Below are 25,191 nucleotides of genomic sequence, written 5' to 3'. Positions count from 1 at the left end.
CAGTCCCGCCGTCCCGACCAGCCGCGGAGCACCGATGCCTCACCCGTACGTCCTGCTGTCCGCCGCCGTCTCCCTCGACGGCTACCTGGACGACACCGGACCCGACCGCCTGCTCCTGTCCGGCCCGGCCGACTTCGACCGGGTCGACGAGGTGCGGGCCTCCGTCGACGCGATCCTGGTCGGCGCCGGCACCATCCGGGCCGACAATCCCCGCCTGCTGGTGAACTCGGAGCAGCGCCGGTCCGCCCGCACGGCCGCGGGCAAGCCCGAGTACCCCCTCAAGGTCACCGTGAGCGGCTCCGGCGACCTCGACCCGGACGCCCGCTTCTGGCACACCGGAGGCGACAAGGTCCTCTACACGACCGACCGGGGGGCCGAACGCGCCCGTGCCCTGGGCCTGGCCACCGACGTCGTCCCGCTCGGCTCCGACCTCGACTGGCGGCGGCTGCTGACGCACCTGCACGACGTCCGGGGCGTGGAGCGGCTCATGGTCGAGGGCGGCGGCCTGATCCACACCCAGCTCCTCACCCAGGGCCTCGCCGACGAACTCCAGCTGGTCCTCGCCCCGCTCTTCGTGGGCGATCCCCGGGCGCCCCGGCTCTTCGGCCCCGGCGGCTACCAGGGCGGCCGGCTCCGGCTGCTGGAGTCGCGGCGGATCGAGGACGTGGTCCTGATGCGCTACGAGCCGACCGCCCCGGGCACCGGCTCCCTGCCCGCCGCCGCCGACCACCACTGGCTGGCCCGCGCCTGCGAACTGGCAGAGCGCTGTCCGCCGTCGGACACGGCGTTCAGCGTGGGTGCGGTCGTGGTCGCCGCCGACGGCACGGAACTGGCCCGCGGCCACTCCCGCGAGGGCGGCGACCCGGTGGTGCACGCGGAGGAGGCGGCCCTCGCGAAGATCGACCCGGCCGACCCCCGCCTGCCCGGCGCCACGGTGTACAGCAGCCTGGAGCCGTGCGCCCGCCGCGCCTCCCGCCCCGCACCCTGCGCCCGGCTGATCCTCGACGCGGGCGTCCGACGGGTCGTCACGGCCTGGCGGGAGCCGGACACCTTCGTGAGGGACGCGGACGGCAGTGGCCTGCTGGCGGATCAGGGGGCGGAGGTCCTCGTCCTCCCGGAGCACGAGGAGCGGGCCAAGGCCCCGAACCGCCATCTGCTGCGCTGACCACGCCCCGGACCGGCGGGTGTGTGCGAGCAGTCCCGCGGATGGCGTACACTGGTGACACAACGACGCGGGGTGGAGCAGCTCGGTAGCTCGCTGGGCTCATAACCCAGAGGTCGCAGGTTCAAATCCTGTCCCCGCTACTGAAGGCCGAGGGCCGGAATCCAAGAGGATTCCGGCCCTCGGTGCTTTCCCCCTACGTCATCACGTTCGGTGAGCGAACCACCCCGTTCCGCATAACAACTGACGCACCGTCAAAACTCGTCAGTCACTTACGAGGCGGTCAACTCGCCCGATTTAAGCCGGTCGTGACAGGTAAGTCCGCGCGAAAAGGTTAATGATCAAGTGGAATCGCTGGAATACCCCCCGCGCCTCCATTAACGTTCGATAACGCAGCGCGGTCGTCCCAGCCGTCACAGAAGGCGGCTCCGTGCGCACGCGCCGAATCCCGAAAGGGAACCGGGGAACCACCACTTGGGGTGAATCGGGCGTACACCACCGTGCGAGCACGGCCGGTATACGCGCGTAGGAGACCTTCCTGCTCCGAACCCGTCAGCTAACCCGGTAGGCGAGAAGGAAGGAAAGGAGTACGCCCACGTGGCGTCCAACCGGCCTGCCCCCACGGCCCCGTACGCGCCGAAGCGCGACATCGACACCTTCGGCTACGGCGGTCAGCGCACCGACGAGGGCCCGTTCCAGGAGTGGAACCCCACCGAGGAGTCCATCCGTCCCGTCCGCGGCCGGCATCGCGTCACCAAGCAGCGCGGCGGAGGCCTCGCCCGCAGCTCCACCGTCCTGGGCGTCGGCGTCATAGCCGCCGTGGGTGCCGGTGGCATGGCCAGCGCCCAGACCGGCAAGCCCCCGGTGTCCATCTCCGTGCCGGACCTGCCCTCGGTGGGTTCCCTCATCTCGGACGACGACACCCCCGAAGGTTCCGCCACCCCGCTCAGCAGCCTCGGCACGGCCACCGCGGAGACCGCGAAGGGCACCTCCGGCGCCCGCGCCGGCGCCGGTGACGCGCTGCGTGCCCGGATCATGGCGCAGGTCGAGCACCAGCAGGAGCAGATCGAGACCAAGGCCGCGCAGGACGCCGCGGCCGCCGCCGAGAAGGCAGCGGCGGACGCCGCGGCCAAGGCGGAGAAGGAAGCCAAGGCCAAGGCCGCCGAAGCCAAGAAGAAGGCGGAGGAGGAGGCCGAGAAGAAGGCCGAGGCCGAGCGCCTGGCCGCCCTCGCCAAGCAGTTCACGCTGCCGACCTCCTCGTACACCATCACCTCCAGCTTCGGCCAGGCCGGCGCCTACTGGTCCTCCGGCTACCACACCGGGCTCGACTTCGCCGCTCCGACGGGCACGCCGATCAAGGCCGTGCACAGCGGCACCATCACCGAGGCGGGCTGGAACGGCTCCTACGGCTACAAGACCGTCCTCACCCTCGATGACGGCACCGAGATCTGGTACGCGCACCAGTCCTCCATCGGCGTCAGCGTCGGCCAGAAGGTCAGCACCGGCGACGTCATCGGCCGCGTGGGCGCCACCGGCAACGTCACCGGGGCGCACCTGCACCTCGAAGTCCACTCCGGCGGATCCGCGAGCGGCATCGACCCGATGGCGTGGCTGCGCGGCAAGGGACTGAACCCGTAAGCGGTACGCACACGTTGAAGAACCGGCGGCCCTGACGACGACCCCCCGACGTCAGGGCCGCCGGTTGTCCGGTGCGGTGTTCACGGGATTTCTGCGTCCCTTGCGGAATACAGCCTTCCAGTTCGGTCGTTGACACCCGGCATGACGTCTCTGCGCAAGCTCGGCTCCTCCGACCTCGAGGTCTTCCCGCTCGCCCTCGGCGGCAACGTCTTCGGCTGGACCGCCGACGAGGACCAGTCCTTCGCCGTACTCGACGCCTACACCGCCGCCGGCGGCAACTTCGTCGACACGGCCGACTCCTACTCGGCCTGGGTGGAGGGCAACACGGGCGGTGAGTCCGAGACGGTGCTCGGCACGTGGCTGAAGTCCCGCGGCAACCGTGCGGATGTCGTCGTCGCCACGAAGGTCAGCCAGCACCCCGACTTCCGCGGCCTGTCCGCCGACACCATCGAGGCTGCCGCGAACGCCTCCCTGCGACGCCTCGGCACCGACTACATCGACCTCTACTACACGCACTTCGACCAGCCCGACGTGCCCGTCGAGGAGATCATCGGCGCGCTCGACCGCCTCGTGAAGGCCGGGAAGGTGCGGCACATCGCCGCCTCCAACATCTCGGCCGAGCGGCTGCGGGCGTCCCTGGAGTTCTCCGACCGCGAGGGGCTCGCCCGGTACGTGGCCCTCCAGCCGCACTACAACCTGGTCTCCCGCGACACCTACGAGGGAGAGCTGCAGGATCTCGCCGAGCGGACCGGCCTGGCCGCCGTCCCCTACTTCGCGCTCGCGTCCGGCTTCCTCACGGGCAAGTACCGGCCCGGCACGACGGTCGAGAGCGCCCGGGCGGGCGGTGCCGCCAAGCATCTGGAGACCGAGCGGGGGCGGCGGGTTCTCGACGCCCTCGACGAGATCGCCGCGGTCCACGACGTCCCCGTCGCCACCGTGGCCCTCGCCTGGCTCGCCGCCCAGCCGACGGTGGCGGCGCCGATCGCCTCCGCACGGACGGTGGAGCAGCTGCCCGCCCTGATCGGCGTGGGGGAGCTGACGCTGTCGGACGCCGAGGCCGAGCGGCTCTCGCGGGCCTCGGCCTGAGTGGGCCGTGAGTGCTGAGGCGGGGGCTCGCCGGGGTCTCGGCTCGAGCGGACTCCGGGCCCGGGCGGAGTGGCTCTCGCGGGCCTCGGCCTGAGCGGGCCGTGAGCGCTGAGGCGGGGGCTCGCCGGGGTCTCGGCTCGAGCGGACTCCGAGCCCGGGCGGAGTGGCTCTCGCGGGCCTCGGCCTGAGTGGGCCGTGAGTGCTGAGGCGGGGGCTCGCTGGGGTCTCGGCTTGAGCGGACTCCGGGCCCGGGCGGAGTGGCTCTCGCGGGCCTCGGCCTGAGCGGGCCTCAGGTGCGGTACGGGTTGTACGCGGGGTACGCCGTCGGCTGGTGGCCGTACCCGTACACCCCGTACACCGGCCAGGGCGGGGCCACCACCGGGACCGGTGGGGCGGTGATCCGCGCCGCATGGTCCAGTGCGGGGCGGGACACCTCCCGGCGCCGCCACAGTTCGCCGAGCAGTTCCCGCTCCCGCTCGGCGAAGTCCGCCCGGGCGTTGCCCCGTCGGGCCCGGTGCCGCAGGAACGCCAGGGACGTCGCGTACGCCTCGTACCGGGCCACGTCCCGGGCCGCCGCCCTGCCCAGGTGGCGACGGGCGTACTGGCGGGCGATCCGCCGGGCCCGCATCGAGCCGAGCGCGTACGGCTCGGCCGGGGTCAGCCAGCCGGCCACGGCGTAGGCGGGCAGCTCCGCCCGTACGGTTTTCAGCTCCCGCTGCCGGGTCCAGATCACCAGCCAGGTCAGCAGCCCGAAGATGGGCACCATGAACGCCGCGTACACGGCGAGGAACCCGTACTCGCCGAACGCCGAGGAGCCGTTCCACATCGCGTGCATGCCCATGGCGAGCAGCAGTCCGGACAGCGGGAAGACGATCCGGCGGACGGGCCGGCGGGCCGTCGAGAGCGCGGAGATGCCGAAGCCGATGCCGGTGAGGACCGTGAACAGCGGATGCGCGAACGGCGACATGATGATCCGCACGAAGAAGGTCGCCGCCGTGACGGAGGCGATGCCGGTGCCGCCGGTGAGCTGGTCGGTGCCGAAGGCGGTACCCAGGTAGAGGATGTTCTCCGTGAAGGCGAAGCCGGTGGCGGTCACACCGGCTATGACGACGCCGTCGACGATGCCGGTGAAGTCGCGGCGCCGGAAGAGGAAGACCAGGAGGACGGCCGCCGCCTTGGCCGACTCCTCGACCACCGGCGCTATCACGGTCGCGCCGAGGGTGTCCGCGCTGGACGGGTCCGCCGTCGCCGTCGCTATCCATCTCGTCGCGAAGCTGTTGGCGACGATCGCTATCAGCGCCGCAGCGCAGGCACCCCAGGCGAAGCAGAACACCAGGTTCCGCCAGGGACCGGGTTCGACCCGGTCCAGCCATCGGAACGCGGCGATCAGCAGGGGCACCGGCAGGACGGCCAGCCCCAGCCCGACCAGAAACCCCTCCGTGCCGGTCTCCTCGCGGACCAGGGCGAGGATGACCAGGCCGGATATCGCGAGCAGCGTGCTCAGCGCGCCGTAGCGCACCCAGGCGCGCTGCCACCAGTGGGCGTGCCGCAGGGAGCCGGCCGTGCCTGGGCCGGCGAAGGGGACGCCGTCGGTGGGACCGCTCGGGTACGACGGATGCGGGGGGCTGGTGGCCACGGAATTGACCCTAACGACGGATGGGCGCCGTCCGCAGGCGGGAAAGGTGCCAGGGGTGGTCAGGCGCCGGCGGGGGGCTGGTCCACGTGCTGTACGCGGCGGAAGAGGAGGTCGTTCACGACATGTCCCTTGTCCAGTCCCTGGCCCTCGAAACGGGTCAGCGGACGGAAGTCGGGGCGCGGCGCGAAACCACCGTCCGCCTGTGTGTTCTCGAAGTCGGGGTGCGCCGTGAGGACGTCGAGCATCTGCTCGGCGTACGGCTCCCAGTCGGTGGCGCAGTGGACGAGCGCGCCGGGCCGGAGCCGGGTGGCCGCGAGGGTGAGGAAGTCCGGCTGGATGATCCGGCGCTTGTGGTGCCGCTTCTTGGGCCAGGGGTCGGGGAAGTAGACGCGGAGGCCGCCGAGGGAGTCGGGGGCGAGCATCTCGCGCAGGAGGATGATCGCGTCGCCGTTCCCGACGCGGATGTTGGACAGGCCGTTGTGGTCGGCGAGGTTGAGCAGGTTGCCCTGGCCGGGGGTGTGGACGTCGACGGCGAGGATGTTCGTGGCGGGGTCGGCGGCGGCCATCCGGGCGGTGGCCTCGCCCATGCCGAAGCCGATCTCCAGGACGACGGGGTTGTCGTTGCCGAACAGGTCGGGCAGGTCGAGGGTCCGGCTGCCGTCGATGTCGAGGCCCCACTTGGGCCACAGGCGCTGCAGTGCGTCCGCCTGACCGGCGGTGACACGGCTGCGCCGGGGCTGGAAACTCCGGATCCGCCGCTCGAAGTGCGAACCGGCGGGGTCGGCCTTCGGCCCGTCGGGGAAACGCGGCTCTCCCTTGGCCCGGGTGCGGCGGACGGAGACGCCGGGGGTGTGCGGGTGCGGGTCCGGGTCTGGGTGCGGGTTCGGGGCTTCGGGGGTGTTCGCGGAGTCAGACACAGTGCCTCTGATTTTACGGCTGCGGGGGCTTCGCCTGTCGCGGGGTGTGGGTCGGGGCCGCGCCGGGGGGTGTCCGTCCTCGGAACGTCGCGATGGGCTTGCGTGCCGACTGACTGTGCGTCGACGCGACAACCGCTGCGGGCGGACACCCCCGACACGGCCCCTTGCGTCCGACGGCGGGTGCGGGCGCGTGGGGGCCTCCGCCCCAACTGCGGGCATGCGTGCCGCTGGGGGCGGCACGGGTGGGCGCAGCGGCACCTCGTGGCGCCGAGGTGCGCACCCACCCGGCCTTAGCCGCAACCCCGAGCACCCGCGATACTCACAGCGCGCCCAATGCCCTCCGTGCCACCTCCCTGCCGATCGGCAGGGACGCCGTGGCCGCGGGAGACGGTGCGTTCAGGACGTGCACCGCGCGAGGCCCCTCGCGGATCAGGAAGTCGTCGGCCAAAGTTCCGTCGCGGAGGACCGCCTGTGCGCGTACGCCCGCCGCCGTCGGGACCAGGTCGTCCTCGGACACGCCGGGCAGCAGCCTGCCCACCGCCTGGGTGAACGCCCTCTTGGACAGGGATCGCCGCAGCTCGCCCGCGCCGTACCGCCAGTGCCGGCGGGCGATCTGCCAGGAGCCGGGCCATGTCAGGGTCGAGCTCAGTTCGCGCAGGCTCACCGTGCCCCAGCCGTATCCCTCGCGGGCCAGGGCCGGGACCGCGTTCGGCCCGACGTGGACACCTCCGTCGATGCCCCGGGTGAGATGCACCCCGAGGAACGGGAACGCCGGATCGGGCACGGGGTAGACCAGGCCACGCACCAGCTCGGGCCGGGCCAGCTCGTAGTACTCGCCCCGGAACGGCACGATCCGGACGTCCGGATCGTCTCCGGTGAGCCGGGCGATCTCGTCGCACTGCAGCCCCGCGCAGTTCACCAGGACCCGCCCCCGTACGACGTCCCCCGCGGCCGTGAGCACGGCGACTCCCCGCTCGGGGCGCCGGTCGACGCGCACCACCCGGGTGCCGTAGCGGATCTCCGCGCCCGAGCCGTGGGCCAGCTGGCGGGCGACCGCGACGAAGTCGCAGATGCCGGTCGTGCCGACGTGTATCGCGGCGAGCCCGCGCACCTCGGGCTCGTGCTCCTCGATCTGGGACGGGCCCAGCTCCCGCACCGGGATCCCGTTGTTCCGGCCGCGCTGCACGAGCGCGTGCAGGCGGGGCAGCTCCGAGCGGTCGGTGGCGACGATCAGCTTGCCGGTGACCGCGTGGGGGATGCCGTACTCGGCGCAGAACTTCACCATCTCCGCCGCGCCCCGCACCGCGTAGCGGGCCTTGAGGGAGCCGGGGCGGTAGTAGATGCCGCTGTGGATGACGCCGCTGTTGCGGCCGGTCTGGTGGCGGGCCGGGCCCGGCTCCTTCTCCAGGACGGTGACACGTGTGCCCGGTGCGGCGCGGGTGATCGCGTACGCCGTCGACAGACCGACGATGCCGCCGCCGATCACCAGCACGTCACAGTCGTACGCCGTCCGCACGCACATCACCTCCCGCCTCGATAGTGCACTGCGCCACTGACAGTGCCTTCAAACGCCGGGAGGGCCGCCGTCCTGAAGGGGCGCGGGGAACTGCGCGATCAGCCACGACCGACGCGCGGGCACAAGATCACAGCAACCCGGAAGGCGCTCAGGCGGGAGCCACCAGCAGTGGTCGTGCACGCTCACGGAGCTCCACCACCCGCGGCTCGTCGCCGTACGGCTCCAGCCGGTGCAGGAGGTCCTTCACGTACTCGGTGGTACGGGCCGAGGAGATCCGCCCGGCGACCTCCACCGCCCGCACTCCCTGCTCGCAGGCCGCGTCGAGGTTGCCCGACTCCAGTTCGGCGACCGCGGAGACGACCAGGCGCAGGCCGTGCGAGCGGACGAACTCCTCCGTGGGCTTCGACAGGGCCTGCTCGGTGAAGCGGCGGACCTGGCGGGGGGCCTTGAGATCGCGGTAGCACTCGGCCGCGTCGGCGGCGAAACGGTCGTAGGAGTAGAAGCCGAGCCAGCTCGGGTCGTTGTCGCCGGGGCGGGCCCGCTCCAGCCAGCTCTCGGCCGCCTTCAGGGCGCCGCCGGCCGCCTGGGCGTCGTTCGCGCGGGCGTGCGCGCGTGCCTCGACGAGGCGGAAGAAGCTCATGGTGCGGGCGGTGGCCAGTCCGCGGTTGCGCTCCAGGGCGGCCTGGGCGAGGTCCACGCCCTCGTCGCCGAAGCCGCGGTAGGTGGCCTGGAGGGACATGGTGGCCAGCACGTAGCCCCCGAGGGGCACGTCAGCCGCCGCCCGGGCCAGGCGCAGGGCCTGGATGTAGTAGCGCTGGGCGGCTTCCTGCTGGCCCGTGTCGAAGGCCATCCAGCCCGCCAGGCGGGTGAGTTCGGCGGAGGCGCCGAAGAGGGCCCGGCCGACCTCGTCGGAGTACGAGCCGAGCAGCAGGGGGGCCGCCTCCACCCTTAAGCATTCGGGGACCATCGACGAACGCCAGTCGCCGCCGCCGTACTTGGAGTCCCAGCGCCGGGCGTCCTCGGCGGCCTCGCGCAGCTTCTGCACATCGCTGTGGCCGACTTTGAGCGGTGCGCCGGAGCCCTCACCGGGGCCCACGTCGCGCGCGACCGAACTGTCGGCCGGGGTTATCAGCCATCGTGAGGCGGGCGTTGCGTATGCGCTCACCGCGAACGATCCCGCCAGCGACTGCCAGATGCCGCCGGAGCCGGCCCGGCGGCCGGCGAGGTCGAGGCGGTACAGGTCGGTCGCGGATCGCACCGCCTGTCCGACGTCCCGCGGGAAGGCGAGGCCGACTTCGGGTGCGGGGTCCGCGTCCGCCAGGCCGATCTCGTGCAGCGGCACCGGTCGGCCGAGCTTCTGGCCGATGGCGGCGGCGATGAGGTGCGGGGCGGCGCCCTGCGGCACCATGCCCTTCGACACCCAACGCGCCACCGACGTCTTGTCATAGCGAAGCGTCAGACCGCGCTGGGCGCCAAGATCGTTGACGCGCCGCGCGAGGCCCGCGTTGGAGATACCCGCGAGGGCGAGAACGGTGCCGAGTTTTTCGTTCGGCCCGCGTTGCTCCCTGGACATGCGCCACCCCTCGACACAGACGGCTGCCGCACTGGCATAACCACGCGGCATTCGTAAACCCAGCGTAGTTCGCCGCATCCCAAGCGTTAAGGGGCATTGTTCCGGTTGGCGGGAATGTGGTCCGTACTGAAGTACGGTTCAGATACGGGCTGTTGCGACGTGCTCCCGCTGTGTGGCCGTGCGCCCGCCCGTGCGCTCTTCTCCGGCCATCGCGGGAGCGGTTCCATGGTCGTTGCGTGGGTCGGCCCGCTGTACTGGATCCAGTGGGCTGGGGGACACCGCCGCCTACATCCCCGCGGGCGGCGGAACGGTCCGGGAGGCGTGCTCCGTCTCCCGGACTGCGCGACCGGGGGGCGGGGGGCCACGCCTGTACGGAGAGTGTTCGAGGCTGCTTCCGTGGCGGTGATTTGGCCGAAAATCGACCCCGCCGGTCGTGGGGTTTCAAGGCTCCGACCACGGCACTTGAGGGCGCGTCGGGCGTGATGGGGGCGCGTTTCGGGGGCGCATTCGCGTCGCAGTACTACTGCAGACATGTCGCTGACGTGCCTTGATTCTTCGCCGTTTCTGCGCCGCTTCTTCGATTCGCCGCGCTTCTTCCGGTGCCTTGTTCGGCTTGTGCGTGCGCCGCTTCCGGCTTGTGGGGGTGGCGCTTTCGCCGGTCGTGTTCTTCGTCCGGCTTTCCGCCCGGATCTTCTTGTGGCGCGCGGGTGTTCGGGGTGTCCGCGACCGTGCGGGTGGCTCCGCCGGGGCGCATTCGGCGGAGCGCAAGCGGCGTCGGCACCCTCTGGAACGCTTCCTTCATGGCAGCATGGTGAACCGGTTCGTACGGTGCACTGGTTGTCCACAGCCTGTGGAGGCGGCGATGCGGTGGTTGGTGGGATGGAGCAGCACCGCCGCGGGAGCCGTCGCTGCCGGTTCGGCGGGGGCCACCGGCACCGAGGGGGAGACGCTGCACCCGGTGGGGTCCCAACTCCTGTGGGGTGACCCCGATCCGCTGTGGGCGGTCGGTGACTGGCGCCCCGACGAGGTGCGGGTCGTGAAGGCCGACGAACGGACCAGGATCGCCGTCCTCGGCATCTGCGGCGCCACCGACGAACAGTTGCGCGTCGCGCTGTTCGCCGCGCGCGGCGGCGCACTTCGGCACCTGACCGCCTGGCCGGGCAGCTATACCGCGATCGTCCAGGTCGGCAGGCGGATCACGGTCTGCGGTGATCTCGCGGGCGCGCGTCCGGTGTTCCACACGCCCTGGGCCGGCGGTACCGCGTACGCGACCGCCGCGCTGCCGTTGGCCGATCTCATCGAGGCCAACCTCGACTTCGGGCATCTCGCCGCGCTGCTGGCTGCTCCTGACGTGCCCGCCGCGCTGCACGACTCCACGCCGTACGACGGCGTGAAGCGCATTCCGCCCGGGCACGCCCTCATCCTGCGCGCCGGGGCGCGCGAGATCGCCGGGTACGAGCCGGTCGCCTCGCTGGCCGTGGCGGCGCCCCCGGCCGATCCCGACAGCGCGGTCGACGCGGTGCGCGACGCGCTCGTCGAAGCCGTACGGACGCGGCTGTCCGCGCCGCGGCACGTCCCCGGCGCCGACATCGACCCCGGCCCCGTGCCCGGCATGGGGCCCGCCGAGCGGCGTGCCGCGCGCGGGATGCCGGTGCCGGGAATCGGCGCGGACCTGTCCGGCGGGCCGGCCTCCGGTGCACTGGCGCTGCTCGCCGCGGGCCTGCCCGGGATGCCGGGCACCGTGCTGGGGCACGGCACGGGTGCGGGGGAGCGGCTGCTCGCCGTCACGTTCAACGACCTGGCCGTCGGAGGCCGGGAGGCGGAACTGGAGCGGGCGGGCGCGCTGGCCGCCAACCCGCGGCTGCACCACGTCGTCGTGGCGGGCGACGAGGGGACCCTTCCGTACGCCGATCTGGACGGGCCCCTCACGGACGAACCCGGGCCGTGCCTGGTGTCGGCGGCGCGGCATCGGGCACGGCTGGCGGCCGGCAGCGCGGACCACTTCACGGGCTACGGGGCGCGCCAGGTCCTGGACGCCCATCCCGCGCGTCTGGCCGACCTGTTGATGGACCGCCGCCGGCGCCACCTCGTGCGGCCGGTCGCCGCGCTCGCCAAGGCCGACGGGTCGGTGCTGGTGCCCGCGCGCGTGTACGCGGCGGCGCGGCGGTTGTCCCGTATGCCCTACCGGTCGGGGCTCGAGGCCCTCGCCGAACGCCTGCTGGACCCTCGCTCCGACGACGGCCTCGACGCGCCCGGCGGTGCGCTGGACGCGTCGCTCGCCGCGCTGACCTGGGGCAGACCCGGGCCGGCGGCGCGCTGGCTGACCGGTGAGGCGCTCGCTGAAGTATCGGTTCGTCTTCAGGCGTCCACCCACCGGTCGGAGCTGGTCGGGCCGGGACAGCGGCCGGGAGACTTCCGCGCGCGGGCGGCGCTGGCGCGGCATGCGGCGGACCTGCGGGTGCTGGAGCAGGCGGCGGAGGTCCGCTTCCAGCGGCTGCACGCGCCGTTCCTCGACAACCAGGTCGTGCGCGCGGCCCGGGCCCTGCCCGAGGCGCTGCGGGTGCGGCCGGGGGCGCGGGCGGCGATCCTGCGTACGGTTCTGGAAGGGGCCGGCGTGCGCGAACTGCCGCCCGGCTGGGGCGCTCCGACCCAGGCGACGGCGGCGGCCGCGGAGCGCACGGGGCTGCGCGTGGCGGCGGACACCCTGGTCGCCCTGTTCGACACCCCGCTGCTGGCGGAGGCGGGCCTGGTGGAGGCCCGCGTGGTCCGCAAGGCGCTGCGTGGCGCGGCGGCGGGCGAGCCCCTGCCTCTGGACGGCCTCGCGGACCTGGTCTCCCTGGAGCTCTGGCTCCGCCGCCTCCTCGCCCGCCGCGGCACCTGCTGGACGGGCACACCGGCGCGCCAGCGGGCCGTACCGGCGGGGATCGCCCCGCAGCGGGGGGCGTTGGGGGCGGGGGCCGGTGGGGGGCGGCGGGGGTAGTGCCCCTGTGCGGCTGCGGGGGCTTCGCCTGTCGCGGGGTGGTGGGTCGGGGCCGCGCCGGGGGGTGTCCGTCCTCGGAACGTCGCGATGGGCCCCCATACCGACTGACTGGCGTTGACGCGACAACCGCTGCGGGCGGACACCCCCCACACGGCCCCTTCTCGCCGTACGCGGGTGCCGGTGCGCTCTGGCCCAGCTGCGGGCATGCGTGCCGCTGGGGGCGGCACGGGTGGGCGTGGGGGTCCCCCCTGCTCGAGCGAAGCCGAGAGCTTGGGGGAGGCACCCCGCCCCGCCGGGCTGCGGACCCACCCGGCCCCCCGAGTAACGCCCCGCCCCGAAAACCCCCCGCCCCGCGCCTCCACCCCGGCGACAATGACCCCGTGCGGTACAGAATCCTGGGCGTCGCCACGGCAGAGGACGAGTACGGCTCGGTCGTACCCATCGGCGGCCCCCGCCTCCGCACCCTGCTCACCGCCCTCGCCCTGCGCCCCTCCCGCGTCGTCACTCCCCGGACGCTGATCGACGAGGTCTGGGCGCAGGAGCCGCCCCAGGACGCCCCCGCCGCCCTCCAGGCCCTCATCGGCCGTCTCCGCAGAGCCCTCGGCAAGGACGCCGTCACCTCCGAGACGGGCGGCTACCGACTCGCGGCCGGCGAGGAGGACATCGACCTCTTCGTCTTCGAACGGCTGGTCCAGCAGGGCACCGACGCCCTCACCGGCGACGACCCCGCCCTCGCGGAACGGCACCTCGACGCCGCCCTCGCCCTCTGGCACGGTCCTGCCCTCGCCGACCTCCCCGACCGCTCTGCCGCCACCCGCCCGGAGGCCAGGCGCCTTGAGGCGACCCGGGCCAGGGCGGAGGCCCGGCTACGGCTCGGCCGCGCACTGGACGTCGTACCCGAACTGCGGGAACTGACCGCCGCACACCCCTACGACGAGCCGCTGCACGCCCTCCTCATCCGTGCCCTGCGCGACACCGGCCGGGACGCCGACGCCCTCGCCGCGTACGAGACCGCCCGCCGTGCCCTGGCCGAAGGCCTCGGTACCGACCCCGGGCCCCGGCTGCGCGCCCTCCACGCCGGCCTGCTCGGCTCCGCCCCGACGGACGGGAAACGCCCGCCCGCGCCGCCGGAGCGCGAGCGCAACCGGCCCGGGTCCATCCGCCCGCGTCTGACCTCTTTCGTGGGCCGGGAACCGGAGATCGACGCCATCCGTTCCGACCTGCACAGGGCCCGGCTCGTCACCCTCACCGGACCGGGCGGCTCCGGCAAGACCCGCCTCGCCGAGGAGGCCGCCGCCGGGCTCCCGCAGGCATGGCTGGCCGAGCTCGCCCCGCTCGACCGGCCGGAGGCGGTGCCCGGAGCGGTGGTCAGTGCGCTCGGTCTGCGCGAGACCATGCTGCTGACCAGCGAGCTCACCGCCGTGCAGGACGATCCCGTCGGGCTGCTCGTGGAGTTCTGCGCGCCGCGCAGCCTCCTGCTGATCCTCGACAACTGCGAACATGTCATCGGCGCCGCCGCCCACCTCGCCGAGACCCTGCTGACGCGCTGCCCGGGGCTCACGATCCTGGCCACCAGCAGGGAACCCCTGGGTGTCCCGGGCGAGCTGGTGCGTCCCGTCGAGCCCCTGCGCCCCGACCACGCCCGCCGGCTGTTCGCGGAGCGTGCCACCGCCGTCCGTCCCGACGCGCAGGTCGTGCTCCGCGACGAGCAGGCGGTGGCGGAGATCTGCCGGCGGCTGGACGGGCTGCCGCTCGCCATCGAACTGGCGGCGGCCCGGCTCCGGCTGCTCACGCCCCGGCAGATCGCCGACCGCCTCGACGATCGCTTCCGCCTCCTCACCTCCGGGAGCCGTACGGTCCTGCCCCGTCAGCAGACCCTGCGTGCCGTCGTCGACTGGTCGTGGGACCTGCTCGACGACGCCGAGCGGACGATGCTGCGCGAGGTGTCCGTGTTCGCGGGGGGCTGGGACCTCGCGGCGGCCGAGGCCGTGTGCTCCGGGCCCGCGGCCGAGCTGGTCGGGGCCCTCGTCGACAAGTCCCTCGTCGTGGCGGCGCCCGGCGCGGACGACGGCTTCTCCGGCATGCGGTACCGCATGCTGGAGACCATCCACGAGTACGCCGTCGAGCGCGCCGCGGACACCCCGCGGCTGCGCACCGCCACCGAGCTCCGGCACCGCGCCTGGGCGCGGGCGCTCGCCGAGCGGGCCGATCCGCAGCTGCGCTCCGGCGCGCAGCTGCCCTGGATCACCCGCCTGGAGACCGAGCTGGACAACATCCGCGCGGCCCTCGACCGGGCCCTCGCCGCCGCGGACGAGGCGGAGGCAGCCGCCCTCGCCCTGGCCATGGGATGGTTCTGGTGGCTGCGCAACTACCGGCACGAGGGCATGGAGTGGCTCGAGCGGACGCTGCGCCTCGGTGCGGCCCTGGACGGGGCGGGCCGCGTGCCGTCCGGCGGCGAGCCGGAGCCCGGCCAGGTCTACCACCTCCTCACCGCGTCGGACGGGGAGACGGGGCACCCGCTGCACGCCCTGCGGATGGACGTGCGCCTGCTGCATCTGTTCTTCCTGACCGAAGTCGCGCCCACGGAGACGTTCGCCGCCGAGCGGCTGCCCTACATGGAGTGGGTGTGGACCCACTACAGGGGCGGCGGCCCGCACGCGGCCCGTATCCCGGGGCTGATCTGCCCGATCCTCTCCTCCTTCCTGGGCGATCCGAGCGACGTCCGGACGGTCCTGGACGCCGCCGTCGCCAACTGCCGTGCCTACGGCGGTGACTGGGAGATCTCCGTCGCGCTGATGTTCCGCGCCCACACGGTCGTCGACGGGCCCGGCGGCCTGGAGGGCGTCGACGACGACCTGGCGGAACTGCGGATCCTCAGCCGCCGCGCGGGCGACCGCTGGCTGCACGCCCAGGTGTGCAGCGCGGCGGGCGAGGCCGCCATGGTGCGCGGCCGTTTCGAGGAGGCCAAAGCGGAGTACGAAGAGGCGCTGCGGCTCGCCTACGAGGTGGGCGCCTACGCCGAGTCGCCGTTCCTCATCGCCCGGCTCGCCGAGATCGCCTACCGTGCGGGCGACCGGGTGTCCGCACTGGCCTTGCTGGACGAGGCCACCGACGCCGCCGAACGGTACGGCGTGCGGGACTCCAAGGCGTACGTCCTGCTGATGCGCACCCAGATGGCCCTCGAGGACGGGCACACCGGCCGGGCGCGCGCGTGGTGCGAGGAGGCCCGCGACAACACCGCCCCCGGCACCCCGCCACCCCACTTCATGGTGATGCTGCTCCTGCTCGACGCCGTGATCACCGGGCAGGAGTCCGGTCCGCGGTCCGCCCTGGCCAAGGTCACCGCCGCCTTGCGCGAAGCCGTGGACAAGCGGTGCTCGGAGGTGGTCCGGGCCACGGTCGTGGACGGCGCGGCGAAACTGCTGGCCGATCTCGGTGACTTCCCCCGTGCGGCCCGGTTGCTCGGTGCCGGCGGCCACTGGCGGTCGGGCCGCCCGCGCTCCCTTCCGGAGCGCGCACCGGCCGAAGGCGCCGAGGCCGCCGCGCGTGCGGCTCTGGGGAGCGCCCGGTGGGAGGAGGAGTGGGCCCGGGGCACGGTCCTCACCTCGGACGACGTCGTGCGCGAGCTGGAGGAGGCGTGCCGCACGCATGCCCCCGACCCGGTGGCGTGAGTCGTCCTCCCGTCAGCCGCAGGTGAACCTGGACTCCGCCCAGTCCACCGGCAGCAGATGGCCGAGGGCGCTGCGCGGTTCCACCACCAGCCGGACCGTGCTGCGGCCCGTGAGGTTCACCTGCACGGGCACGGCCGGATCACCGCCCGAGAGCAGCGGAGACCGCCACAGCCGGACCCCGTCGGCGTAGACGGAGAAGCGCACCGTGCCGAGCCGCAACGTCATGTCGTCCACTCCCACGAGCGCGTCGTACGACGAGCAGGAGCGGTTGAGGTCGATGGTCACGGACGAGCGGCCGTGCACGGTGACGCCATGGGCGTAGCGCCGGCCGCCCACCGACAGACCGGACCGCTGCCACACCCAGCTGCTCGAACCGATCCGCATCTCGGGTTTCGTGCCGTCGCCGCTGATGTCGTACGACAGTTCGCTCCACCGGTGGACGACCGGGGCGGGCGGGGGTGGCGGGGGCTGCGGCGGAGTGGGCGTCGGTGTGGGGGCAGGGGGCGGAGTCGGCTTCGGGGGCGCGGTCGGTGGAGCGGGTGTCCGGGGCGGTGCGGGGGTCGCTTCCGGGTCCGGACTCGGGCTGGTCCTGGGGCGCGGCGCCGGCGTGGGCGTCTCGACGCGGGCGGGCGTGACCCCCGGCGGCCGCGGCTCCGGTCCGGGCTGTGAGGAGGAGGACGAGGGGGAGGGGGTGGGGGAGGACGTGGGCATGGGCTCACCGGGGCGCACCACCGTCGACGGCGGAGCGGACGAGGGGCCGGCCTTGGCCTCTTCCTTCGGTTGCTCGTTGCCGGCCAGTGCCATCACCACCGCAGTCACCACACCCACGGCGACCACACCGGCCGCGATACCGGCCTTCAGCGGCGCGCCGACCCCCTCGGAGACCGCCGCACCACCCCCGCCGCCGACCGGACCGCCCCCCGCTCCGGCTGCCCCTCCGGCCGGACCGCCCGTCGCCGCTCCCGCCGCACCGGCGGCTCCGGCGCCCCCGGCGATGAGCGCTGCGGCCTTCGCGTAACCGGCGGCCCCGAACCAGCCGATGACGGCGACCGGCACGACCGCCGGGATGCCGCCGGCCACTTCCTCGATCTGCAGCGCCGCCAGCCGGCACTTCGCGCATGCGTCCAGGTGCTTGCGCAGCCCCCGTTCGGCGCGGGTGCGCAACCGGCCGCGGGCGTAGGTGCCGAGCTGGTCCGCGTAGCGTGCGCACTCCTCGTCGCCGGTGAGCGTGGCGCTGACGTGGGCCTGGAGGTAGGCCTGCTTGAGCCCCTCGCGGGCCCGGCTTGCGAGTACGCGGGTGCCGTTGGCGTCCAGTCCGAACAGCGTGGCGACCTCGCTGGGGGACTCGTCTTCGACCTCGGTGTGCCACAGCACGGCCTGCCAGCGCTCCGGCAGCGACCGGAAGGCCCGCATGGCCATGGACTGCTCGGCCGTGTGCATCGCCCGGACGTCCGCGCCCAGTTCGAGCGTGTCGTCGCCGGACACGTCGGGCCCGTGCGCGGACTGAGCGGCGAACACCGCGAAGTCGTCGACGAGCTGCTCGCGCCGTGCCGACCTCGTCCAGGAGGCGGCGACGCGCCGGACGGAGGTGAGCAGGTAGGCGCGCACGGCGTGGGTGGGACCCGCGCCGCCGCGTACCGCCTGGAGCATGCGGGCGAAGACCTCGGCGGTCAGGTCCTCCGCGGTGTGCGCGTCGCGGCAGCACGTGCGGGCGTAGCGGCGCACGGCCTGCGCATGGCGCCGGTACAGCTCCTCGTACGCCGTGTCGTCGCCCGCGCGCGTCCGGTCGATGAGGCCGGAGTCGGACGGCGGCACCTCGCGTGGCGGCAGGGCGCCGTCCTCGCGCCGGTCGCGCTGGGCCGGGACCGAGCCGTCGGCCGGGTGCCCGGCGGGCGGCACGCTCGCGCGTCCGCCCTGATGCGGCACCTTCGGCGGGACCGGACCGCCGGCCGTGGCGTCGCCGTGCCCGCTGCCGCTCGGCTCGTCCCGACCGTCACTGCTCATCGCGGAAAGCCCCCGGCAGCCGCCCAACCCGTCCAGACCACCGGGTCAGCGTGCCATATGGGCTTATGGTCGGAAGCCCGAAGTTCGGACCATCACTCATCCGTGGGGATTCACCGCCCGGCAGTACTGGTCGTCACTCGTTCGGGGCCACACCGACCCGGGCCCGTCCGGCCCGGGTCGGTGTGGCTCACGCCGGTCGCGAGCGCAGGCCCTCCAGCAGGATGTCCAGCAGCCGGGCCGACGCGGCCGCCTGCTGAGCGGCGTCCGGCAGCGAGGGCGCGGCCGTGGCGATCACCAGCAGCACGTCCGACACCGACACGTCCGCCCGTAGCTCACCGGCCGCACGCGCCCGGTCCACGAGCCGGCCCACGACCTCGAGCAGCGCCGTCGTCCCGGCGTCGCCCTCGGCCGCCACCGCCGGTACCGAAGCGACCGCGACGGGCTGGTCCGGCACCAGTCGCAGCTCCGTCGTGCCCGGCTGGGTCCGCTGCTGCGGCACCCGCGGGCCACCGGCACCGTCCTCGACGGAGACCCGCAGCACCTGCGGCGGCAGCAGCCGCCCCGCGCCTGAGGCCACCGACGTCCGCAGGAAGCGCGACAGCGCCGACCACGGCTCGTCCTCCTGCCCGAGCGCCGCACGCGCCTGGTCGGTCAGCCGGGAGGTCTCCTCCTCGGCTATCCGCCGCACCAGGACGTCCTTGCTCGGGAACCGCCGGTACACCGTGCCCACACCGACCCGCGCGCGCCGCGCCACGTCCTCCATCGGCGCGCCGTAGCCCAGCTCGCCGAAGACCTCGCGCGCCGCCCGCAGTACGTGCTCCAGATTGCGCTGTGCGTCCACACGCAGCGGCGTCGTCCGCGACACGTCGCGTCCGCTGCCCGCCGCCGCGCTCATCGTCATACCGCCCGCCGCCACTGCGGACGCGGGCGACCAATGAGAGTCCTGAACATGCATGAGTATTCCCCCGGTAATGACGTCTCCCCCCGGAGACTCCCCGCCATACGATGCCGGGACGCGGGAACCGGCCCGTTCCGCGGCCCGCCCGTCGCGGACCCCGGTGAGCGCATCCCCCTACACCCCGTCGACACACGAACATAGTTGAGAGGGAGTCAATTCAGAAGGGGCACGTTCCGCACGGAGCGCCCACCGATCGGAGTACGGGCCGTATACGTCCCGAATGTACCCCCGTGCGCCCCCTGCACCACCCGTCCTGACCTGCGCGAATGCGCCGCAGGTGGCTAATCCGGCCAACTCCGCGCGCTCTCCCGCTCCGGTCACACAATTCGTCGAGGCTGTGGACAAACGCAAGCGACAGGTGCGTCATGGGATGGTGAAGGAACGTGCGCGCATTCTCGTTGTCGGTGGCGGCTACGTCGGGATGTACACGGCCCTGCGCCTGCAGCGCAGACTGAAACGGGAGCTGGACCGGGGCGAGGTGGAGATCACCGTCGTCACCCCCGACCCGTACATGACCTATCAGCCGTTCCTCCCCGAGGCCGCCGCGGGCGCCATCTCGCCCCGCCACGTGGTCGTACCGCTGCGCCGCGTCCTCGACCGGTGCCGGGTGCTGATCGGCGAGGCCACCGCCGTCGACCACGTGAAACGCACCGCCACCGTCTCCACCCTCGCCACCGAGGAGGAGGGCACGGGCGGACAGCGACTGCCCTACGACGAGCTCGTCCTCGCCCCCGGCTCCGTCTCGCGCACCCTGCCGATCCCCGGCCTCGCCGACCACGGCATCGGCTTCAAGACCGTCGAGGAAGCCATCGGCCTGCGCAACCACGTCATCGAGCAGATGGACATCGCCTCCTCCACCCGCGACCCCGCGATCCGCGACGCGGCCCTCACCTTCGTCTTCGTCGGCGGCGGCTTCGCGGGCGTGGAGGCACTCGGTGAACTGGAGGACATGGCCCGCTACGCCGCGCGCTACTACCACAACGTCCAGCCCGAGGACATGAAGTGGATCCTCGTCGAGGCCTCGGACCGCATCCTGCCCGAGGTCGGCGAGGAGATGGGCCGCTACACCGTCACCGAGCTGCGCCGCCGCAACATCGACGTCCGCCTCCACACCCGTCTCGAGTCCTGCGCCGACCGGATCGCCGTCCTCAGCGACGGTGCCCGCTTCCCGACCCGGACGGTCGTCTGGACGGCCGGCGTGAAACCCCACCCGGTGCTCGCCGCCTCCGACCTGCCCCGCAACGGCCGCGGACGCCTGAAGTGCACGCCGGAACTGTCCGTCGACGGCTCCACGCACGCGTGGGCCGCGGGAGACGCCGCCGCCGTCCCCGACGTCACCGCTGAAGAACCGGGCCGTGAGTGCGCCCCCAACGCCCAGCACGCGGTCCGCCAGGCCAAGGTCCTCGCCGACAACATCGTGCACTCCCTGCGCGGCGAACCACTGGAGACGTACGCACACGCCTACGCCGGTTCGGTCGCCTCACTGGGCCTGCACAAGGGCGTCGCCCACGTCTACGGACGCAAGCTCAAGGGCTACCCCGCCTGGTTCATGCACCGCGCCTACCACCTCAGCCGCGTGCCCACCTTCAACCGCAAGGCGCGCGTGCTGGCCGAATGGACCCTGGCCGGTCTGTTCAAACGGGAGATCGTGTCCCTGGGTTCACTCGAACACCCCCGGGCGGAGTTCGAACTCGCGGCCGGTGGAAAGCCTTCTCAAGACCCCGGGCACAACCCGAAGGGGTCGTCCTGACCGGATCCAGGAACTCCTGCGGCCGGCCCGGCGTCTGACGGATGTTGGTCCGGTCCGCGCCCTGCCAGACTGGTCCACCACCGCGGGCACGCCACCTCTCGCCCCGGTGCGGGCCCTCCGGGGCCCCGGCCGGTTCCGGTGCCGGCCGCCGACCACTACACGAGGCAAGGATTCGTGAACTTCACGCGCTGGAGCGCCCGGCTCCCCGGAACGCAGCGCCGCGCCGCAGCGCGGACCGAGCAGACGGCCTCCCCGGACCGGCGGGGGGAAGGCTCCGTGCCCGCCGCCCGCGCCGAACAACTGACCGACGAGGCGCCGTCCGTTCCCGCCGTCGACGAACTGCGGGTGCGTGAGGTCCTCGACCGCGCCCCGTCCCTCGTCGCCCTGGTCCACGGCCCCGAGCACCGCATCGCCTACGTCAACGACGCCTACACGACCGCCTTCGGCGTCCGCCCCCTGGGCGAACGCGCCCGCGAGGCCCTTCCCGAGCTGGACGCCCTCGGTCTGTTCCCCCTCCTGGACCAGGTCCAGCGCAGCGGCAAACCGCGCACGGTCAAGTCCCGCAAGGCCCCCGACGGCCGCTCCTACAGCTTCACGTGCACCCCGGTCGCCCAGGGCGACGGCAAGGGCGGCAGCGAGGGCCGCGGCGTCCTCGTCTTCGCCACCGACGTCACCGACCACGCCGAAGCCGCGGAGCGCCTGCGCGCCAGTGAACGCCGCCAGCGCGAAACGGCGGTCACCCTCCAGCGCTCACTGCTCCCGCAGGAACTCGAACAGCCGGACGACCTGCGCATCGCCGCCACCTATCACCCGGGTGGCACGGAAGCCGCGGTCGGCGGCGACTGGTACGACGTCATCACCCTGGGCGGCGGCCGCACGGCCCTCGTCATCGGCGACGTCATGGGCAGAGGCGTCCGCGCGGCCGCCGTCATGGGCCAGCTGCGCACGGCGGTCCGCGCCTACGCCCGCCTCGACCTCCCCCCGCACGAGGTCCTCCAGCTGCTGGACGGTCTGGCTGCCGAGATCGACGCCAACCAGATCGCCACGTGCGCGTACGCCATCCACGACCCGAACGAGGGCAAACTGATCTACTCCTCGGCGGGGCACCTCCCGATCCTCGTCCGCGACGAGAACGGCACGGTCCTGCGCGCCGAGGAACCCACCGGCCCCCCGCTCGGCACCGGCGGCTGGATGCACACCTCGGGCTCGATCCCCCTCGCCCCCGGCTCCACGGCCGTCCTCTACACGGACGGCCTGGTCGAGCGGCGCGACGCGGACCTGGACGAGGGCATCGCCGCGCTGGAACGCGCGCTGGCCGGCGCCACCGGCACACCCCAGGTCGTCTGCGACCGCCTGGTCCGCTCCGCGGGAGTGACACCCGACCACGACGACGACGTGGCCGTCCTGGTCCTCCAGCACCCTGCCCGCACGGGAGCGGACGGCGAGCTCTTCCGCAACGCCGCCCTGGAACTGCTGGGCGGCGTGGAAGCGGCCCCCCGCGCGCGAGCCTTCGCCTCCGGCGTCCTGACCAGCTGGCGCTTCCCCGCCGACCTGCACGACCTGGGCGTCCTGGCCACCAGCGAACTCGTCGCCAACTCCCTCCAGCACGGCACCCCGCCGATGCGGCTGCGCCTGCGCCGCACGGACAGACGACTGATCATCGAGGTCACCGACGGCGACGACCACCTCCCCAGACGCCGTCGCGCGGAACCGGGCGACGAATCGGGCCGCGGCATCGCCATCGTCGCCACGATCGCGTCGAACTGGGGCTGCCGCCGCACACCCGGCGGCGGCAAGGCGGTCTGGTGCGAGTTCGCCCTGCCGCGCACGCAGGTCACATAGAGGGGACGGCGATCAGGGGAGGGGATCAGACGTCCGCGGAGACGGCCGCCCCACCCCGCGCCACGACCCGGCTCTTCCCGAGCCACGGCTGATCCTGCACCTCGGTCAGCTGCCGCCCGAGTCGCACGGCCAGGACGGTGATCCCCAGCGAGAACACCAGGAACGCCACGATGTACGGCGCGTGCAGCGAGGCCCCGAGCGGCCCCCCGACCGCCGGCCCGACGGCCAGCGCCAGCTGCTTGACCAGGGCGAAAGCGGAGTTGTACTGCCCGGCCATCCCCTCCGGCGCGAGATCCGCGACCAGCGGGGCCACGGTCGGAGACAGCATCGCCTCCCCCAGCCCGAACAGCGCGTACGTCGAGACGAACGCCGCCGTCGCCATCTCCTGGCTGCCGTGCCCGAGCCCGGCGTACCCGGCGACGACCCAGGCCACGGCCCAGATCAGTCCCACAGCGGCGATCACCCGCGACCGCCGGCGCCGCTCCACGAACCGCAGCACGGCGAACTGAGCGACGACGATCATCAGCGTGTTGGCGGCGAGCGCGGTCCCGAGCGCGGACGTCGAAATACCGGCCGCCTCGACCCCGTAAGCGCTCAGCCCCGACTCGAACTGCCCGTAGCAGGCGAAGAACAGCACGAAGCCCAGCACACACAGCTGCACCATGGCCCGGTTGCCCAGCAGCTGCTTCCAGCTGCTCCGCCCGGCGGCCGGGGGCGTGTCCCCGATCCGTGGCGCGTGCGGCATCCGCACCGTCGTCATCACCACGACCAGCAGCAGGAACATCGCGGCCTCGATCGCGAAGAGCAGCGTGAAGGAGGCCGCGCTCGTGGTGTCGACGAGGTGACCGCCGATGAGGCCACCGACCCCGAGCCCGAGGTTCTGCAGGAAGAACTGCATGGCGAAGGCACGTGACCGCGTCTCCGCCGAGGAGCAGTCGACGATCATCGTGGCGAGCGCCGGCTGCATCACGGCCTGCCCGGCCCCCAGCAGGGAGGCCGAGACCAGCACGGCGGCCGCACTGCTCGCGATCCCCAGACTGAGCGCCCCCAGAGCGGCGGTGACCAGGGCGACGAGCAGCACCGGCAGCGGGCCGCGCCGGACGATGGCCCGCCCGGCGAACGGCAGCACGACCAGCGCGGCCACAGCGAAGACGGCCAGTACGAGACCCGCCGTCATGGCCCCGAGACCTCGCACCTGCGCCACATAGACGTACAGGTACGGGACCGTGAAGCCGAGCCCGAACGCGCTGAGTGCGTTACCCACGTGAATCCGGCGCATCGCTGCGCCCATCGCCCTGGTCACGTTCACCTCTCTCACAAGTTAGGAGTGAAGACTTCGAAACTAAAGTTCGAAGCTAAAGAGTACAGATCCAAGGACTTCAAGGCAAAGAACGGCCGTGCGATACTGCGCACATGGGCGACACCCCCGGCCCCAGCGAGCCGACCCTCGAAGAGCAGATCGCCGCGTACCAGCGCGAGTTCCAGGACCTCGACCCCCAGGTCGAGCAGATCGTCTCGGCCCTCTCCCGTCTGAACCGCCGGATGAACGTCGCCTACAGCCGTCAGACCTCGACGCTCGGCATCAGCAACACGGAGTGGGAGGTCCTCAAGGCCCTCGTCCTCTCCGGAGCGCCCTACCGCCTGGGCCCCAGCGACCTCGCCAAGCGCCTCGGCCTCACCCCGGCCGCGATGACCCACCGGATCGACCGCATGGTCGCCGAATCTCTGGTGACCCGTGAGCGAGACGAGTCGAACCGTGTACGCGTCATCGTGGAGCTGACATCCGAGGGGCGAGAGAAGTGGCTGGAGGCAATGCGCCTGGCGACGGTCTTCGAGGAGGACCTGCTCCAGGACCTGTCACCGGACGAGCGCACGGCGCTGGGCGAAGTGCTCACGCGCCTGCTGCGCCGGGTCGAGCACGCACAGCCGGACGCCGGCGGACGCCTCACCGACCTGGACTGACGCCGGGGCCGAAAAGATCTTGACAGGGGCCGCTTGACACTCCCCCTGCGGATCCGTAGAGTTCTTCGGGTTGCCACGGAGCCGTAACGGTTCTTCGGCAGCGCTTCCGCCGCAGCAGCGGCATCCCAACCACCAGATCGACACTCCCGACGGGGTTGATTTCGGCGCGCCCGAATTCAATTCGAATTGGGACTCGACGACCTGATCGACTCCGAACGGCTTCGATTTGGGAATCGCCGAGAGGGCGCGCTAAGGTTGGGAACGTCGGAACGGCCCAACGGCCGCGAAGACAAACCCCGCTGACCGGGGATCAGGCCCGAAAGGATCTGATAGAGTCGGAACCGCCGGAAAGGGAAACGCGAAAGCGAGAACCTGGAAAGCACCGAGGAAATCGGATCGGCAAGATCTGATAGAGTCGGAAACGCAAGACCGAAGGGAAGCGCCCGGAGGAAAGCCCGAGAGGGTGAGTACAAAGGAAGCGACCGTTCCTTGAGAA

The 25,191-nt window shown here is 72.9% G+C and carries 16 protein-coding genes, 1 tRNA gene and 1 riboswitch; of the genes, 9 read left to right on the top strand and 8 right to left on the bottom strand.

Going from position 1 to position 25,191, the window contains the following annotated elements; all coding sequences use genetic code 11:
- The first annotated feature begins 34 nt into the window (after positions 1-34).
- From AB0F04_RS28525 to AB0F04_RS28510, 4 genes are all read left to right on the top strand, one after another.
- A complete protein-coding gene (locus tag AB0F04_RS28525) occupies positions 35-1,165 on the top strand; it encodes a dihydrofolate reductase family protein (protein ID WP_362046322.1) in 1,131 nt (376 codons plus the stop codon).
- A gap of 66 nt (positions 1,166-1,231) precedes the next feature.
- Positions 1,232-1,305 (top strand) — tRNA-Met (locus tag AB0F04_RS28520).
- A gap of 286 nt (positions 1,306-1,591) precedes the next feature.
- A riboswitch (cyclic di-AMP (ydaO/yuaA leader) is annotated at positions 1,592-1,748 on the top strand.
- Positions 1,749-1,759: 11 nt separating this feature from the next.
- The gene (locus tag AB0F04_RS28515; protein ID WP_362046320.1) at positions 1,760-2,800 is read left to right on the top strand and encodes a M23 family metallopeptidase; all 1,041 of its coding nucleotides are present in this window, start codon (positions 1,760-1,762) and stop codon (positions 2,798-2,800) included.
- 141 nt (positions 2,801-2,941) lie between these two features.
- A complete protein-coding gene (locus AB0F04_RS28510) occupies positions 2,942-3,886 on the top strand; it encodes an aldo/keto reductase (RefSeq protein ID WP_362046317.1) in 945 nt (314 codons plus the stop codon).
- A 289-nt stretch (positions 3,887-4,175) separates the two neighbouring features.
- Here the strand turns inward: AB0F04_RS28510 and AB0F04_RS28505 are convergent, their stop codons facing one another.
- The 5 genes from AB0F04_RS28505 to AB0F04_RS28485 all read right to left on the bottom strand — a co-directional run bounded on the left by AB0F04_RS28505 (position 4,176) and on the right by AB0F04_RS28485 (position 10,330).
- The gene (locus AB0F04_RS28505) at positions 4,176-5,522 is read right to left on the bottom strand and encodes a PrsW family intramembrane metalloprotease (RefSeq protein WP_362046314.1); all 1,347 of its coding nucleotides are present in this window, start codon (positions 5,520-5,522) and stop codon (positions 4,176-4,178) included.
- A 59-nt stretch (positions 5,523-5,581) separates the two neighbouring features.
- Positions 5,582-6,439 (bottom strand): tRNA (guanosine(46)-N7)-methyltransferase TrmB, encoded by an 858-nt coding sequence (gene trmB / locus AB0F04_RS28500; protein ID WP_362046311.1) that lies wholly within the window; start codon positions 6,437-6,439, stop codon positions 5,582-5,584.
- Between the two features lie 319 nt (positions 6,440-6,758).
- Entirely contained in the window at positions 6,759-7,961 is a 1,203-nt protein-coding gene (gene lhgO, locus AB0F04_RS28495; protein WP_362046308.1) for an L-2-hydroxyglutarate oxidase, read from the bottom strand.
- Between the two features lie 142 nt (positions 7,962-8,103).
- The gene (locus tag AB0F04_RS28490; protein ID WP_362046305.1) at positions 8,104-9,528 is read right to left on the bottom strand and encodes an MFS transporter; all 1,425 of its coding nucleotides are present in this window, start codon (positions 9,526-9,528) and stop codon (positions 8,104-8,106) included.
- Positions 9,529-10,048: 520 nt separating this feature from the next.
- The gene (locus tag AB0F04_RS28485; RefSeq protein ID WP_362046303.1) at positions 10,049-10,330 is read right to left on the bottom strand and encodes a hypothetical protein; all 282 of its coding nucleotides are present in this window, start codon (positions 10,328-10,330) and stop codon (positions 10,049-10,051) included.
- 60 nt (positions 10,331-10,390) lie between these two features.
- On the opposite strand from AB0F04_RS28485, the gene AB0F04_RS28480 reads away from it, so the two are divergent.
- Together AB0F04_RS28480 and AB0F04_RS28475 are read left to right on the top strand one after the other, a co-directional pair.
- On the top strand, positions 10,391-12,508 hold the full coding sequence (locus AB0F04_RS28480; protein WP_362046300.1) for an asparagine synthase-related protein: 2,118 nt from the start codon (positions 10,391-10,393) through the stop codon (positions 12,506-12,508).
- 380 nt (positions 12,509-12,888) lie between these two features.
- The gene (locus AB0F04_RS28475; RefSeq protein WP_362046297.1) at positions 12,889-16,179 is read left to right on the top strand and encodes a BTAD domain-containing putative transcriptional regulator; all 3,291 of its coding nucleotides are present in this window, start codon (positions 12,889-12,891) and stop codon (positions 16,177-16,179) included.
- A 12-nt stretch (positions 16,180-16,191) separates the two neighbouring features.
- Here AB0F04_RS28475 and AB0F04_RS28470 read toward each other — a convergent pair whose 3' ends face one another.
- Together AB0F04_RS28470 and AB0F04_RS28465 are read right to left on the bottom strand one after the other, a co-directional pair.
- Positions 16,192-18,183: a sigma-70 family RNA polymerase sigma factor gene (locus AB0F04_RS28470; protein ID WP_362046294.1), complete on the bottom strand. Its 1,992-nt coding sequence runs from the start codon at positions 18,181-18,183 to the stop codon at positions 16,192-16,194.
- 187 nt (positions 18,184-18,370) lie between these two features.
- On the bottom strand, positions 18,371-19,138 hold the full coding sequence (locus AB0F04_RS28465; RefSeq protein WP_362046291.1) for a helix-turn-helix domain-containing protein: 768 nt from the start codon (positions 19,136-19,138) through the stop codon (positions 18,371-18,373).
- A 373-nt stretch (positions 19,139-19,511) separates the two neighbouring features.
- Between AB0F04_RS28465 and AB0F04_RS28460 the strand changes: the two genes are divergently transcribed.
- Positions 19,512-20,891, top strand: coding sequence for an NAD(P)/FAD-dependent oxidoreductase (locus AB0F04_RS28460; RefSeq protein WP_362046288.1), 1,380 nt, complete (start codon positions 19,512-19,514; stop codon positions 20,889-20,891).
- Between the two features lie 174 nt (positions 20,892-21,065).
- The gene (locus tag AB0F04_RS28455) at positions 21,066-22,733 is read left to right on the top strand and encodes a SpoIIE family protein phosphatase (protein WP_362046285.1); all 1,668 of its coding nucleotides are present in this window, start codon (positions 21,066-21,068) and stop codon (positions 22,731-22,733) included.
- Positions 22,734-22,758: 25 nt separating this feature from the next.
- Here AB0F04_RS28455 and AB0F04_RS28450 read toward each other — a convergent pair whose 3' ends face one another.
- Complete coding sequence (locus tag AB0F04_RS28450) at positions 22,759-24,024, bottom strand: MFS transporter (RefSeq protein ID WP_362046751.1); 1,266 nt, start codon at positions 24,022-24,024, stop codon at positions 22,759-22,761.
- Between the two features lie 122 nt (positions 24,025-24,146).
- Between AB0F04_RS28450 and AB0F04_RS28445 the strand changes: the two genes are divergently transcribed.
- Entirely contained in the window at positions 24,147-24,695 is a 549-nt protein-coding gene (locus AB0F04_RS28445) for a MarR family transcriptional regulator (RefSeq protein ID WP_362046282.1), read from the top strand.
- Positions 24,696-25,191 lie beyond the last annotated feature (496 nt).

The sequence above is a fragment of the Streptomyces sp. NPDC029041 genome (genome assembly GCF_040637515.1).
Classification (GTDB): domain Bacteria; phylum Actinomycetota; class Actinomycetes; order Streptomycetales; family Streptomycetaceae; genus Streptomyces.
This window is presented reverse-complemented; position numbering and strand designations above follow the sequence as displayed.